General features: G+C 70.6%; 12 protein-coding genes. 2 read left to right on the forward strand and 10 right to left on the reverse strand.

Annotation, left to right across the window (positions count from 1 at the left end; all coding sequences use genetic code 11):
- The first annotated feature begins 13 nt into the window (after positions 1–13).
- Positions 14–808, forward strand: a complete 795-nt coding sequence (locus tag EES42_RS35985; RefSeq protein WP_124722417.1) for a MerR family transcriptional regulator — start codon at positions 14–16, stop codon at positions 806–808.
- A 367-nt stretch (positions 809–1,175) separates the two neighbouring features.
- On the opposite strand, the gene EES42_RS35995 is transcribed toward EES42_RS35985, so the two are convergent.
- From EES42_RS35995 to EES42_RS36015, 5 genes are all read right to left on the reverse strand, one after another.
- On the reverse strand, positions 1,176–2,282 hold the full coding sequence (locus EES42_RS35995; protein WP_241196816.1) for an AMP-binding protein: 1,107 nt from the start codon (positions 2,280–2,282) through the stop codon (positions 1,176–1,178).
- 203 nt (positions 2,283–2,485) lie between these two features.
- Entirely contained in the window at positions 2,486–3,142 is a 657-nt protein-coding gene (locus tag EES42_RS36000; RefSeq protein WP_124722418.1) for a potassium channel family protein, read from the reverse strand.
- A complete protein-coding gene (locus EES42_RS36005) occupies positions 3,139–3,798 on the reverse strand; it encodes a potassium channel family protein (RefSeq protein ID WP_124722419.1) in 660 nt (219 codons plus the stop codon). The genes EES42_RS36000 and EES42_RS36005 overlap by 4 nt, the downstream gene beginning before the upstream one ends.
- Complete coding sequence (locus tag EES42_RS36010; protein ID WP_124722420.1) at positions 3,795–6,521, reverse strand: cation-translocating P-type ATPase; 2,727 nt, start codon at positions 6,519–6,521, stop codon at positions 3,795–3,797. The genes EES42_RS36005 and EES42_RS36010 overlap by 4 nt, the downstream gene beginning before the upstream one ends.
- A gap of 572 nt (positions 6,522–7,093) precedes the next feature.
- Positions 7,094–8,491, reverse strand: a complete 1,398-nt coding sequence (locus tag EES42_RS36015) for a nicotinate phosphoribosyltransferase (RefSeq protein ID WP_124722421.1) — start codon at positions 8,489–8,491, stop codon at positions 7,094–7,096.
- A 172-nt stretch (positions 8,492–8,663) separates the two neighbouring features.
- Between EES42_RS36015 and EES42_RS36020 the strand changes: the two genes are divergently transcribed.
- Positions 8,664–9,086: an Hsp20/alpha crystallin family protein gene (locus EES42_RS36020; protein ID WP_124722422.1), complete on the forward strand. Its 423-nt coding sequence runs from the start codon at positions 8,664–8,666 to the stop codon at positions 9,084–9,086.
- Between the two features lie 65 nt (positions 9,087–9,151).
- Here the strand turns inward: EES42_RS36020 and EES42_RS36025 are convergent, their stop codons facing one another.
- Genes EES42_RS36025 through EES42_RS36045 form a run of 5 tightly spaced genes read right to left on the reverse strand, consistent with a single transcriptional unit; the run spans position 9,152 to position 13,674 of the window.
- Positions 9,152–9,772 carry a V-type ATP synthase subunit D gene (locus EES42_RS36025; protein WP_206433768.1) on the reverse strand — a complete coding sequence of 207 codons (621 nt, stop codon included), beginning with the start codon at positions 9,770–9,772 and terminating at the stop codon, positions 9,152–9,154.
- Positions 9,769–11,163 carry a V-type ATP synthase subunit B gene (locus EES42_RS36030; RefSeq protein ID WP_124722423.1) on the reverse strand — a complete coding sequence of 465 codons (1,395 nt, stop codon included), beginning with the start codon at positions 11,161–11,163 and terminating at the stop codon, positions 9,769–9,771. The genes EES42_RS36025 and EES42_RS36030 overlap by 4 nt, the downstream gene beginning before the upstream one ends.
- A complete protein-coding gene (locus tag EES42_RS36035; protein ID WP_266623264.1) occupies positions 11,160–12,905 on the reverse strand; it encodes a V-type ATP synthase subunit A in 1,746 nt (581 codons plus the stop codon). Before EES42_RS36035 ends, EES42_RS36030 begins: the two co-directional genes overlap by 4 nt.
- A gap of 35 nt (positions 12,906–12,940) precedes the next feature.
- Positions 12,941–13,450 carry a V-type ATP synthase subunit E family protein gene (locus EES42_RS36040; RefSeq protein ID WP_124722425.1) on the reverse strand — a complete coding sequence of 170 codons (510 nt, stop codon included), beginning with the start codon at positions 13,448–13,450 and terminating at the stop codon, positions 12,941–12,943.
- A complete protein-coding gene (locus EES42_RS36045; protein WP_124722426.1) occupies positions 13,447–13,674 on the reverse strand; it encodes a hypothetical protein in 228 nt (75 codons plus the stop codon). Before EES42_RS36045 ends, EES42_RS36040 begins: the two co-directional genes overlap by 4 nt.

The raw sequence follows: 13,674 nt of genomic DNA on the forward strand, positions 1-13,674 counted from the left end.
GGAGACTGGTCTGATGCTGACTATCGGCGAGCTGGCGTCGTATGCCGGAGTGACGGTGCGCGCGGTGCGGCACTATCACGCCAAGGGGTTGCTGCCGGAGCCAGAGCGGGATCACTCCGGCTATCGGAGGTATGGCGCGGGCGCCGTGGTTGAGTTGGTCAAGATCCGGACCCTCGCCGAGGCCGGGGTTCCTCTGGCGCACGTGCGGGAGCTGCTGCAGGCCGACGAGGAGGAGTTCGCCGCGGCAGTCGAAGATATCGACAAGCGGCTGCGGGCGGAGATCCGGGAGCGGCAGCGGCACCGCGAGCGGATCGCCCGTCTTGCCGCCGGGGACAGCCTGGCATTGCCCGAGGAGGTGGTCGAGTATCTTGACCGGCTGCGGGTGCTCGGGGTCGACGAGCGGATTGTCCAGGTCGAGCGTGACGGCTGGATCCCGCTGGCCGCGCGCTCACCCGAGCGAGTCCCGGAGTGGATGGCACGCAAGCGGGAGCAGATCTCCGACCCGCAGATCATCGACTTCTATCTCACCCTGAGCCAGGCTCTCGACCGCACCGACGACGACCTACGGCTGGTCGAACTGGCCGACAAGTTGGCCGCCTACATCACGCAGATGGCCAACGAGCAGGGCGAGTTCTACGTCGACGACACGGGCATCGAGCCATCGTTCGCCGAGCTGCTGGATACACATGTGTTCGACACCCTGCCGCCGACCCGTCGGCTGATCGAGCTGCTGTCGAAGCGAGGCTGGACCGGCTGGTCCAAGCTTGAGCGCGTGAACCCAACACGGGGTGCGGCCGGAACACGATAGGGAAACGCTGCGGTGCGGCGTTCCGGCAGGTGGGGCTTTGCTGGTGTTCACTGCCCCAGCCGGCCTCTGCGGCGTCCCAACGCCACGCGCAACTGAAGTTTTGTGGGCTGAACCACAAGGCCCGTGCCGTCGCATACGTCAGGGCCCTGCGGGCCGGCTGCACGACCTCCCTCCTCATCGAAGACCAGCCAGGGCACGACACTCGGGTCCGTAGCCACCTGCCCCCAGTGCGGGAGCTGCATGGCGCGGACATCACCAAATTGCTCGTTCAACTCCGTTGCGCTCCTTCATCGTCGGGATGCGCAACGTCTACCGACTGGGCATGGCGGGGATATGATCCTGCTCGGTGTGTCCCCGCGTAGTCCGGTCAACGTCTCGGTGGCGTCCGTACCAGCAGTTCACCAGGAGCTGGACCGGGCGGCCGTTTGGCGGCGGGCGCAGCGCGGTGAGTTCGTGCACGGCGTCGTTGATGATGCGGGCCGCGCCGGGGGACGTACGGTCCGGTCCTCGGAGTCGTCCGCATCAGCATGCGCAGGGCCGTCGGCGCGGTGTACCAGACGCTCACCCGCTGCTCGGCGAGGATCCGGTACCAGCGGCGGGCGTCGTAGTCCCCCTCGTCCACCACGACGGTCGCGCCGTGCATGAGCGGTGCGACGATCCCATACGACAAGCCGGTGACCCAGCCCGGGTCGGCGGTGCACCAGAACACGTCGTTCCGGTGTAGGTCGAGGGCGTAGAGCGCGGACGTGTAATGGGCGACGGCTGCCTCGTGCATATGTACCGCGCCCTTGGGGGTGCCCGTGGTGCCGCTCGTGAAGTGCAGCAGGGCCATGTCGTTGGGCGAAGTCGGCGGGATCGTGAAGGTGTCGGCCGCGTCGGCCATCAGCGCGGCGAGAGAAACAGTGCCGGGCAGTTCGTCCGCGCCCTCGCCGACGATCAGTACGTGGCGCAGGGCGGCAAGTCCGCCGCGTCGCCCGGCGACCTTCCTGCGGTACAGCTCTGCGGTGGTGACCAGCACCTTCGCGTCGCTCAGCGTCACTCGCTGTGCGACCGGGTCCGGTCCGAACGCCGAGAACAACGGGCACAGCACGCTGGTGTTCTTCAGCGTGCCGAGAACCACGGTATAGAGCTCGGGACAGCGCCCCAGCAGCGTCACCACCCGGTCGCCGTGACCGATCCCAAGAGTGCGCAGCACGTTGGCGAACCGTGCCGTCGAACGGCTCAGGTCCGCGTAGGTCACGCAGGTCACGGAGTCGTCGCGCCCGACGCAGCGCAGCGCGACCGCTGACGCACGGGGCGATGCCGCGTGCCGGTCCACGGCCTCGTGTGCGATGTTCAGTCCCCGCCCGCCGGGCAGCCCTTCCAGCCTGGCCCGTGCCTCCCACCACGAAAAGCCGGCACACTCCTCGTCGTAGTCGCCCAGATTGGGGGCAGTCCGAGGAGGAGTGTCCTTCCGGATCGTCTCCCACCGCATGCCGGCCCCTCCTTCCTTCGGGCCTTCTTCGACCATCCGCCACAGGACGCTCCGCCCGCACTGGGTCGAACGGCCCTCGTACGTGGCCGGACGGCTCAGGCCCACCGCCACCGCGTGCCCGAGACGGGGATGGGGCGCGTTCCCGGGAGAGGAGAGGCATGGGACCATGGCCACGGCTCAGGAGCCGGAAGAACGCTGCGGGATCACTGGAAGGCTGCGTGAATCTCCTGCTCGGTGGCCTCGTGCGAGACGAGCAGGAGTTCGTCGCCCGGCAGTAGCCGCACCTCGGGGCCCGGCACTGTCGGACGCCCGTCGCGGACGACGGTGGCCACGACCGTGCCGGCCGGGAGCGTGATTTCGCCCAGCGTGTGACCCGCGGCCCGGGAGTTCTCGGTGATTGCTGTCTCGATGACCTCGACGCCGGCCTTGCTGAGTCGCAGCAGTGCCACCGTGTCCGTGGCACCCGTGGCCTCCTCGATGAGAGAGATCAGCGGAGTGGCCGCGGGCACCGCGACGTCCACGCCCCACCGTCCGTCGAAGAGCCAGGCGTTCTCCGCGTCGTTGACACGCGCGGCCACGCGCGCCACGCCGAACCGGCGCTTCGCGAGCAGGCTGATGACGAGGTTGTCCTCGTCCCGGCCGGTGGCGGCGATGACGAGGTCGCAGGTCAGTGCGCCCGCCCGTTCCAGGAGTACGGGTTCGCAGGCGTCCCCGGCCATCAGGTGCACTGCGGGCAGGTCGCCGATTTCAGTGATGCGGTCCTCGTCGTGCTCGACGAGTGTGACGTCATTGCGCGTTGCGGAGAGCACCTGGGCAACCTGAGTGCCTAGGCGGCCCGCACCTGCGATCAGGACCTTCACGTTCCCAGCTCCTTGTCCAGAAAGCCGCGCAGCCGGCCCAGCGAGGTGGCGGCGACGGCAAAAGTGACCAGGTCACCGGGCTCGGCCAGGACACCGTGGGCGGGCAGCAGCGAGCGGCTGCCGCGGGTGATCTCCACGACGCGGATCTCCCCGTCGACATCGAACTCGGTCAGTGGCCGCCCGGTGAGATAGGCCGGTAGCTGGGAGCGGACCACCAGGGTTTCGCCGCTGCCGAAGGAGAGCTCCGGAGTGAGATGCCGGTGCAGAAGCATCTGGTGGATGCGGTTGACGGCCCACCGGACGCTGGAGACCGTCGGGATGCCCAGTTCCCGGTAGATGGAGGCTCGGCGGGGATCGTGGATACGGGCCAGGACGGTCGGTACCCGATACGTCTCCTTGGCGGTCCGCGCGCTGACGATGTTGCTGTTGTCCCCCGAGGTGACCGCGACGAACGCGTCCGTGTGGTCGATCCGGGCTGCTTCCAGCACGGATCGGCTGAAGCCGTTGCCCGCGTGGAAGGCGCCGGGGAATCCCGGCGGCAACAGTCTGCGCGCCTCGGGCTGCCGGTCGACGAGGCATACGTCGTGGCCTTCGGCGACGAGCTGCGTGGCGAGGGTGGCCCCGACCCGCCCGCAACCCACGATGATCACTCTCATCGTGCTTCTCCCTTCGAGGGAGTACCACGCCGCCGCAGAACCCATTTCCGTGCTTCCTCGGCAGCCAGCAACAGCGCTCCGAACGCGGCCAGAACCGCCCAGTCGGCTGGGGCCAGCGGCGCCGTGTTGAAGATCGCCCGGAGCGGTGGAGCGTAGCTGATGGCAGCCATCAGCCCGATTCCGAAACAGCCTGCGGCCAGCAGCCAGGGATTGGTCAGCAAGCCGACTCGGAAGACGCTCTGCCGGTCGGTGCGCACCGCGAGCGCATTGAAGAACTGGCTGACGACGATGCCGGCCTGAACCATGGTGATCGCCTCCCGGTAGACGGGATCGCTCTTGGTGAAGTCGGTATACGGGATGCCGGATGCGTGGATGTGCCAGAAGAAGACGGTGCAGACGCCGAGGGCCTGGATGCCGCCGAGGAAGAGGATGCGCCCCATGACAGCTGTAGAGAACAGCCGTTCCCGGCGCGGCCGCGGCGGGCTGTCCATGACGTCGCGCTCCATCGGTTCGGCGCCCAGCGCCAGCGCGGGCAGCACGTCCGAGCCGAGGTCGATGGCGAGGATCTGTACGGCCGTGATCGGCACCAGCGGGAAGCCGGCGAAGGTCGCCGCGAGGATCGGTACGAGTTCGGCGATGTTGTGGCTGAAGAGGTAGATCAGGAACTTGCGGATGTTCCGGTAGACCGAACGGCCGAGACCCACCGCTGTGGTGATGGAGGCGAAGGAGTCGTCGAGAAGCACCATCACCGCTGCCTCGCGGGCGACGTCCGTGCCGGAGGCGCCCATGGCGACGCCGATGTCCGCGTGTTTGAGGGCAGGGGCGTCGTTTGTGCCGTCCCCGGTGACGGCGACTACCTCACCGCGCCGCTGCAGCGCGGTGACCACCCGCATTTTGTGCTCGGGGCTGACCCGGCACAGCAACAGCTCGGTGGAGCCCGCCAGCATTGCGTCCAGGCCGCCGTCGTCCAGCGCGTTCAGCTGCGTACCCGTCACCACGGACGGGGCCCGTCCCCGTACTATGCCGACTCGCCGGGCGACCGCCTCGGCGGTCAGGGGATGATCGCCGGTGACCATGACGATCCGGATCCCGGCCCGCCTGCAGGCATCCACCGCGTCCCGCACCTCGGGCCGGGGAGGGTCGTACATCCCGGCCAGACCCAGGAAGGCCAGCCCCGACTCGGTGTCCCCGAGCGGCGGGTGCGGGCCGTCGACCCGCCGTCGGGCGACCGCGAGCACGCGCAGGCCCTGCCCGGCCATGCCGTCCGCGGCCGCGGTGATCTCTGCACGGCAGACGTCCGTCAGCGGCTCCCGCGCGCCTTCCCGGTCGACGGCGTCGCAACGGGCGAGCAACTCCAGCGGCGCGCCCTTCACGTACGCCAGGCAGCTGCCGTCGAGGTCGCGGTGCACGGTGCTCATCAGTTTGCGAACGGAGTCGAACGGATGCTCCGCCACCCGCGGAGTACGGGCCTCCTCGGCCACCGGATCCAGGCCGGTCTTCATGGCGGCCACCACCAGGGCCCCCTCGGTGGTGTCGCCGAGCACCCGCCAACCGTACCGGCCGGTCGGCGGCACCAGCCGGGCATTGCTGCACAGTGCCGCTGCCCGGAGCAGCTCCCGCACAGGTCCGGCGTCGGTGACCTCACCGACGGGTGTGTATCCCACTCCGGCGACGGAGTGCGGCACACCGTTCACCCACAGCTGTACGACGGTCATCTCGGCCTGGGTGAGCGTGCCCGTCTTGTCGGTGCACACCACGCTCGTCGATCCGAGCGCCTCCACCGCGAGCAGTTGCTTGACGAGGGCGTGCCGGCGGGCCATACGGCGGACGCCGATCGCCAGGGACACGGAGAGCGTGGCAGGCAGGCCCTCCGGCACGAGTGCGACCATCACCCCGAGCGAAAAGACGAACGTGTCCACGAACGGCTGCCCACTGGGCGCACGCACCGCGAACAGGACGGCCCCGGTCGCCAGCGCGACGCCGGCCACCCGGCGGGCCATGGCCGCGACCTGCCGCTGCAGCGGGGTCTTCTGCCGGGGCGCCGCGGCGGTGAGCCGGAAGATTCGTCCGAACTCGGTGGCCGTCCCGGTGGAGCACACGACGGCCTTGCCCGTGCCCGCGATCACGTCCGTGCCCATGAACACGAGGTTGCGTGCTTCCAGCGGGGGCCCCGCCGGCACAGGCCCGGCCACCCGGGCGACGGCATCGCTCTCGCCCGTCAGCGCCGCGTTGTTCACGGCGACCTCGTGTGCCTCGACCAGTCGGCAGTCGGCCGACACCGCGTCCCCGGCCTCCAGGAGCACGACGTCACCGGGAACCAGTTCGCGCGCGGGCAGGTCCCGTGGATCCCCGCTCCGCAACACCCGGCAGGTGTGCGGCACCATCGCCTGCAGGGACTCCGCCGTCCGTTCGGCGGAGTATTCCTGGGCGAACCCGATGCCTGCGTTCAGCAGCACCACGCCGAGGATGGCCAGTGCCAGCTGAAGTGTGGCCGGATCCCGGGGCTGTTCCAGCAAGTACGCGAGGAATGTGATCGCCGAGGAGACGAGCAGCACGACTGCGAAGAGGTCGGTGAACTGCGCGATCAGCCGTCGCCACACGTGCCCATGGCTCACGCCGGGAAGCCCGTTGGGGCCGTAGCGTGCTTGCCGCGCGGTGGCCTCGCCCGGGGTCAGACCGCGGGGGGAACTGTTGAGGGCGGCGTAGACCTCCGGGACGGGCAAGGATGGGACGGACGGAGTGGGGTCACCTGGCCGGTGCCGCAGCGGCTCGTTCGGGGGGACCGCGTCGTCTTCCGGTGGGCCGCCCTCGCGGAGCGAGGCCGCTCCCCACCGGACGGGTTCACGGCCCATACGGACCACCGCACGCCGCAGGCCGCCCGGACGGCTCCCGGAGCCCGCACGAGCGCGGGACCGTCGAAGCCGCGATGGCATCGCGATTTCCGGTCCCGTGCGCTGTGCGACGAGGGCGCCGCCGTGGCGGCCGGAGCGAGGACCGTGACGGCGGCGCGTCAAGAGGTACTGCTGACACAGTGGCTTCCCTTCGCCGCAGGACGTGCCGACCTTGGCCGGAAGGGCCGTCGCCCCCGCCGCGGTTGGCAGGCCAGCCCCCTTTCCGAGTGAGTCCCGTCTCCACCCTGTGCTCCGTGCACCGGGCCGGGGCAGGGGCCATCCGGGCCCGTCGCCGGGGCCGGGCGGACTTTCCGTGACGGTTTCGCGGCTTGTCTGGAAGCGGACAGAACGGCTGGGACGGTCAGCGACCGAGGCGAAGCCGAACCCATCCTGGGCCGTCGTGCTCAGATGCCTGATGTGCGGGTCGGGGCCGATGCGCGGGAGGCTGCCGTGCCCGAGCGCGCGACTCGACGCTCCCGGCGCAGTCGGGCCTTGATGTCGGCGCGCACCGTGTCGGTCAGCTTCTCAAGGGCTCGGGACCGGATCGGTGTGACCGGATCGGGATCGTGGATCCGGCGGGCCGGTGCGGGCAGAGCGGCGATGTCCTCGCGGAATCGCTCGCGGGCGTCCTGCCACCGGTCCGGCGGCCCCGTGCGTCGACCGCCCCGCATGACCGTGCGCAGCAGCGGCCGGGCGGCGTCCGGCGGGTCCTCCCCGTTGAGGGCTATGACGTCGGGCCGCCCGGCCCGGCGGAAGACCTGCTTACGGCCCGGTGTCGTGACCTTCGCCGAGGACAGCTTCATCATGGGACGGCCGTTGTACTCGACGAGCTTGTACGCGGCGTCCAGATAGGGGGCGTCCGCGGACACGCCCACACGTGTGCCCACTGCGTACACGTCGATCGGGGCACCGGCACGCACCAGCCGTTCCACGACGTACTCGTCCAGTCCGCCGCTGGCCACGATCAGCACATCGGCCAGTCCGACGTCGTCCAGAACGGTGCGTGCACTGCGGGCGAGTGTGCCGAGGTCTCCGCTGTCCAGGCGGATCGCGCAGCCGGGGCCGCGCTGGAGATCGGTCAGGACTCGTGCGGCTGTGCGCACACCTTCCTCCGTGTCGTAGGTGTCGACGAGAAAGGTGACCGGGCCGGGATGAGCGCGCGCGAAGGCATGGAAGGCTTCTTCCTCACCGGAGAACGCCTCGATGTAGGAGTGGGCCATGGTGCCCGAGGCCGGGATGTCCAGGGCGATGGCGGCAGCGACGTCACTGGTGCCGGCGAAGCCCACGAGGGCGCCGAGGCGGGCAGCCTGATGTCCGGCCCACGGCCCGTGGGCGCGGCGCAGCGAGAAGTCGACCACGGACCTTCCGCCCGCCGCGAGGACGCTGCGTGCCGCCTTGGATGCCACCGCCGTCTGGTGGCAGACCTGGTTCAGCAGGTACGTCTCGACGAGCTGGGCCTGCGGCAGCGGGGCGGTCACCTCCAGCAGTGGCTCTCCGGCGAACACCGCACGGCCCTCCGGCACGGCACGGACCTCGCCCTCGAAGGCAAGGCCGAGGAGCGGTTCGAGGTCCCGTTCCGGGCGGTGCAGGGCGGCCGCGAACGCCTCGATGTCCTCCCGCTCCACGCGGTAGCCCGCCAGGAAGTCCAGCGCGGGCTCCAGACCCGCGGCCACCAGGAAACCCCGATTGGGCGGGAGGTCGCGGACGAACAGACCGAACGTGGCCGGAGCCCGCATGTCCTCCTGGAGGTAGGACATGGCCATGGTCACTTCGTAGAGATCGGTGGTCGTGACGTCGGACATGGTGATCGCCGCCGTGTGATCGTCCAGTGGTCACCAGTCTGACCACGGGCCGGCCGGGAGAAAGGGCCCGGAGGGACCCCGGGCATGGGCCGATCGGCCTCAGTATTCGGAACCCGGCCGCGCTGGACTGGGTGTGCCGGCATCGGCGACCGAACACCGAGGAGGTACCACGATGACCACCCTGAAGCGCGGGCAGAGGTTCCCGTTCCCGGAGGTCCCGGACTGGTTCGAGAACCTGCCCGCCCGGTTCGCGATGCCCACCATGGGCGAGCTGTACACAGTTCGTATCGAGGACTACACGGAGAACGGCCGTTACGTGGTGCGGGCGGAGCTTCCGGGTACATCTCCCGAGAACATCGACGTCTTCATCAGCGACGGTGTGCTGACGGTCCAGGCCGAACGCACCGAAAAGGAAGTGGACAAGAACCACAGCGAGATCCGCTACGGCGTGATGAGCCGCAGTGTGACGCTGCCGTCGGGCGCGGACGAGGACGATGTCACGGCCGACTACACCAATGGCATGCTCACGGTCAGTGTGGGCATGGGCGCCGAGAAGCCGTCGGCCAAGCACGTCGAGATCAAGCACGGCGGCTGACGGCGGTCGGCTACGCATGGCGGGCCCCCACTACGGGCCCGCCATCGGCGCGCCTCAAGTGGCTGTCACCCCGCTCTTCGTGCGGCCGCCCAGCCGCGCCGTACCGCTTCCTCGTGCTCGGCTTCCTCCAACGCGAGTTCCACCGCCGTCAGTTCGCTCCGCAGCCGTGGGATCCAGTGGCGGCGCAGGGCGCGGACCCGCTGCCGGGTCCGTTCGGCTTCGGCGGCGAGCAGATCGGTGGCTGCCTGGTGGCGCGCGTGTTCCGCTGCGGCGCTGACCGCTGCACGGTAGGCCGTCTCGGCGTGCGCGAGCGCCGTGTTGGGGGGTGTCGGCTCGGTCGGCGAGCGGACGGGGCAGGTCCAGGCCATGGCTGCGGGATGGCGCACACCCATCAGCGAGTCCCACCGGACCTCGATGGATGCCCGGCCCGCAGGAACCGCCTCGGCCAGCGCCCGTTCGCCGCCGAGCATCACTCCGCGCACCAGCCAGGAATCAGCTTCGGCCAGTCGATTCCGCCATACAAGGCCCGCTTCCTCGGCCGCTCGTCGCTCCGCGCACTCCCGGTCCAGAAGGAGCCGGGCCTTGCGTTCCAGCAGGTCCGCTCCGCGTAGTGCACCGGCGAGGCTTCGGCGCAGGCGCAGTCGACCGGCACGTCCTGCCGGTACCCGGCGCCCGTGGACGCTCACGTCGGCTCCTCGCCCCGCGGTGGGGTATGGGCGTCGAGCAGGTCCGCGGGGATCATGCCGAGCTGGCTGCGCGGCAGCGTCAGCAACACCTCCCAGGCCCGGCCCAGGGCCTCGTCCAGCGACCGGTTCTCGTCCGTCCTCTGGGTGAGGAACCGGTGCCGGAAGGCGTCGTCCAGGTCCAGGAAGCGCAGGTCGGTCGGGCTGAGCGCGGGCCGTCCGATCAGGTCGGCGAGTTCCCGGACCTGCCGGGACCGGGCCAGCGCGGCCGTCAACTGCGCGGCGACGGCCGGATGGTCCGCACGGGTACGCCCCGGTCCGGCTCCCTTGCGCATCAGCCGTGACAGCGAGGCCAGTGGGTCGACAGGGGGATACGTGCCGGTGGAGTGGACATCGGGGGAGAGCACGACCTGACCCTCCGTGATGTAGCCCGTGAGGTCGGGCACGGGGTGGGTGATGTCGCCCGCGGGCATGGTGAGTACCGGCAGTACGGTCACCGATCCTGGGCGTCCCTTGATCCTGCCGCAGCGTTCGTACAGGGACGCGAGATCGCTGTAGAGGTAGCCGGGGTAAGCCCGCCGGGCAGGTATCTCACCCCGTGCGGCGGAGACCTCGCGCAACGCCTCGGAGTAGGCCGTCATGTCCGTCATGACCACCAGCACGTGCCGGCCCTGCGTGAACGCGAGGTGCTCGGCGACGGTCAGCGCGAGACGTGGGGTGAGCAGCCGTTCGATCACTGGGTCGTCTGCCGTGTTGACGAGGAGGGCCAGCTCTCGTGCGGCGGAACGGGCGGCCAGACCGTCCCGGACGAACGCCGCATCGGCATGCGTGAGTCCCATTCCGGCGAAGACGACGGCGAACGGCTCACCGCCGCACGTCGCCTGGGCCGCGATCTGTACCGCCAATTCCAGATGGGGCAGGCCCGCCACAGAGAACACCGGCAGCTTCTGCCCCCGCACCAGTGTGGTGAGGACATCCACGGCGCCCACGCCGGTCAGCACCGGCTCGTTCGGCGGCTCCCGGCGGACAGGATTGATCGGCACGCCAGCGACCGGGGCGTCCGTGCCGCCCAGCACCGGTGGCCCGTCGTCGGCCGGTTCACCCCGGCCGTTGCACACCCGCCCCAGCCATCCGGAGCCGACCGGGATCCGCAGTGGCGTCCCCGCGAAGGCGATACCTGTACCCGTCCTGTCCATGCCGGCCGTGCCCTCCAGCACCTGCACCACCGCGAGATCCCGGTTCACTTCGAGGACGAGCCCGTGCCGTCGTTCACCGGAATCGAGCACGATCGTGGCGAACTCGTCCCAGCCCACCCCACTCACGCCTTCGACGATCACGAGCGGTCCGCGCAGTTCGCGCACGCCCGTGTACTCGACACTCACGGTGCCGCTCATGCCACCTCCTTGAGCCGTGCCAGCACGGTGTTCCGTGCCGCTGCCACGAGAGCGGTCCCGGTGGGCCCCGCAGACTCGCGGGCACGCAGGAGCGGGGTGAAGTCCACCGCTTCGACCGCGTCCGCCGGGGCACCGGAGCTGACCAGTTCCAGACAGCGGTCGATCACCGCCAGGGCGGCTTCGACGAGCGCAGCAGTCTTCTCGGGAGTGCTGTAGGCGTCCGCGGGTGACAGCGCGTTCTGCTGGATCACGGCCTCGCGCAGCAGCCGTCCCGCGAGCACGCTGATCCTCTCCTGGGGCGGCAGTGCCGTGATGCCGACCAGTTCGACCAGGTCGGCCAGCCGGTCCGCCTCAGCCAGCAGTTGCGCAACCCGCCCGCGTCGCGTGGCCCACTCGGGATCACCGGACCGGGCGTGCGAGGCAGCCAGCGCGGCGGCGTCCCGCGAGAAGGAGTCGGCCCAGGAGACGGCCGGGTAGTGCCGGGCGTAGGCGAGATCGCGGTCCAGGCTCCACAGGCACCGTACGAAGCGTTCGGTGTGGGCGGTGACCGGCTCGGTGCGGTCGCCGCCCGGCGGGGACACGGCTCCGATCACGGTGACGGATCCGGTCGCGCCGCCCGGGGTCCGCACTGCGGCGGCGCGCTCGTAGAACGCGGCCAGTCGCGATGCGAGCCCCGCCGGATAGCCCTCTTCGGCGGGGAGTTCACCCATGCGGGAGGAGAACTCCCGCAATGCCTCAGCCCATCGGGAGGTCGAGTCGGCGATCAGGACGACGTCCAGGCCCATGTCGCGGAAGTACTCGGCAACCGTCGCGCCCGTGTGCACGCTCGCCTCGCGGGCCATCATCGGCATATTGGAGGCGTTCGCGATCGTCACGGTCCGTTCCGCCAGAAGGCCCCCCGTGCGTGGGTCGGAAAGCTCTGTCAACTCCTCGATGACGTCCGCCATCTCATTGCCGCGCTCGCCACAGCCGACATAGACGATCACGTCGGCGTCGCACCACTTGGCGATCTGCTGCAACAGCATGGTTTTGCCAGTGCCGAAGCCGCCCGGCACGGCGACCGTACTGCCGAGCGCCACGGGGAAGAGCAGGTCTACGGCTCGCTGGCCGGTGTGCAGCGGCCGATCCGTCGGCAACCGCTCCGCGACCGGTCGGGGCCTGCGCACCGGCCAGGACTGTGCCATCCGTACCTCGTGCCCGCCGACGACGGCGAGCACGTCGTCCGGGGAGTGACCGCCCGCCGAGGCTATCCGGGTCACCTCGCCCGATCTGCCCGGAGGCGCCAGGAGCCGGAGCGGTACCTTCGCTCCGATCTCCCCGAGAGTGTCTCCGGCCGCAACCCGCGCTCCCGCGGACACCCGTGGTGTGAACTGCCAGGAACGCCGGTTCGGCACACCACTCGATCCGCTTGTCAGGAAGTCTCCGGCACCGGCCAGGGGACGCAGCAGACCGTCGAACACGCCGCCGAGCAGATCCGGCGCCATCCGCACCGACAGCGGCCTGCCCTCCGGCTCCGCCGGATGCCCCGGGGCCAGCCCGCCGGTGTACTCGTACGCCTGGATCGTGGCCGTGTCGCCCTGGATGGCGACCACCTCGCCCGGCACCCGGGCGGCCCCCAGCACGACCATGTCGTGCATGGCGACCGCGGCCGGGCAGGTGATCTCCACGAGGGGGCCGGCGACCCGGAGGATCCGCGGGCGGAACGTATCGTCCCGCCGCGGGCACGCCGGACCGGTTCCCACGGCTTGCGGGCCCGTCCCCTGGCTTCCCGGGGCGGTCACTGCGGCGCCCACAGCGTCTCGGCCCGCGCACCCAGCCGGTTCAGGGCCCGGTCGGCGAGGGCATCTGCCGACAGATCCACCCGACGGCCGGGCACCTCGGCCGTCACACCGCCTCCTCCGGCAGCCGTGACCCGCGCTCCCGCTCCCAACAGGGCGCGCGCTGCCTCGGCGAGCCGGGCCTGCGATACGGCACCTTCCGCCAGTGCCCGGCGCACACCCTCACGGACCGCACACGCCAGTTCCGCGTAGACCTCTGCACGGACCACGAGCTCCGCCGCCCAGGCATCCTGGACCGCTCGCACCCGCTCCCGCTCCGCATCGGCGACGCCCTGGGCCGTGCCGAGGTCCCGCGCCCGCGCAAGCAACTCCTCGGCCGTGGCCCGAGCGGCGCGCAGAGTCTCGGCCGCGTCGGCCCGTGCGCGGTCCCGGACCGCGTCGGCCGAGGCCCGTGCCGTGCGCAGCAACTCCGCGCGTACGGGATCCAGCGCGTCCACGGACCCGGTCACCGGGGCATCACCACTGTCAGCGGACGGGACGGGTCGGGCGCCATGACCTCGGGCCCCAGGACTTCGGCGGCCTCCGCCGTCAGAATCACGAGGCCGGTCGTGCCGGGAAGCGCCCGCCAGGCGCGGCGGACAGCGTCCGGTTCCTCCGCGACGAGGACGTCGACCCCTGCCAGGGCCAGCCCGCACACGCCGGTCCGTGCTCCGATCGCGGTCACGGTGCCCAT

Origin of the sequence: Streptomyces sp. ADI95-17, from assembly GCF_003846175.1 — a bacterium.
In the GTDB taxonomy this organism is placed as follows: Bacteria; Actinomycetota; Actinomycetes; order Streptomycetales; family Streptomycetaceae; genus Streptomyces; species Streptomyces sanglieri.

Coding starts and splice junctions, on each gene's coding strand:
- EES42_RS35985 (WP_124722417.1), top strand. CDS start 14: ATGCTGACTATCGGCGAGCTGGCGTCGTATGCCGGAGTGACGGTGCGC.
- EES42_RS35995 (WP_241196816.1), bottom strand. CDS start 2,282: ATGCGGTGGGAGACGATCCGGAAGGACACTCCTCCTCGGACTGCCCCC.
- EES42_RS36005 (WP_124722419.1), bottom strand. CDS start 3,798: ATGAGAGTGATCATCGTGGGTTGCGGGCGGGTCGGGGCCACCCTCGCC.
- EES42_RS36015 (WP_124722421.1), bottom strand. CDS start 8,491: ATGTCCGACGTCACGACCACCGATCTCTACGAAGTGACCATGGCCATG.
- EES42_RS36020 (WP_124722422.1), top strand. CDS start 8,664: ATGACCACCCTGAAGCGCGGGCAGAGGTTCCCGTTCCCGGAGGTCCCG.
- EES42_RS36030 (WP_124722423.1), bottom strand. CDS start 11,163: ATGAGCGGCACCGTGAGTGTCGAGTACACGGGCGTGCGCGAACTGCGC.
- EES42_RS36045 (WP_124722426.1), bottom strand. CDS start 13,674: ATGGGCACCGTGACCGCGATCGGAGCACGGACCGGCGTGTGCGGGCTG.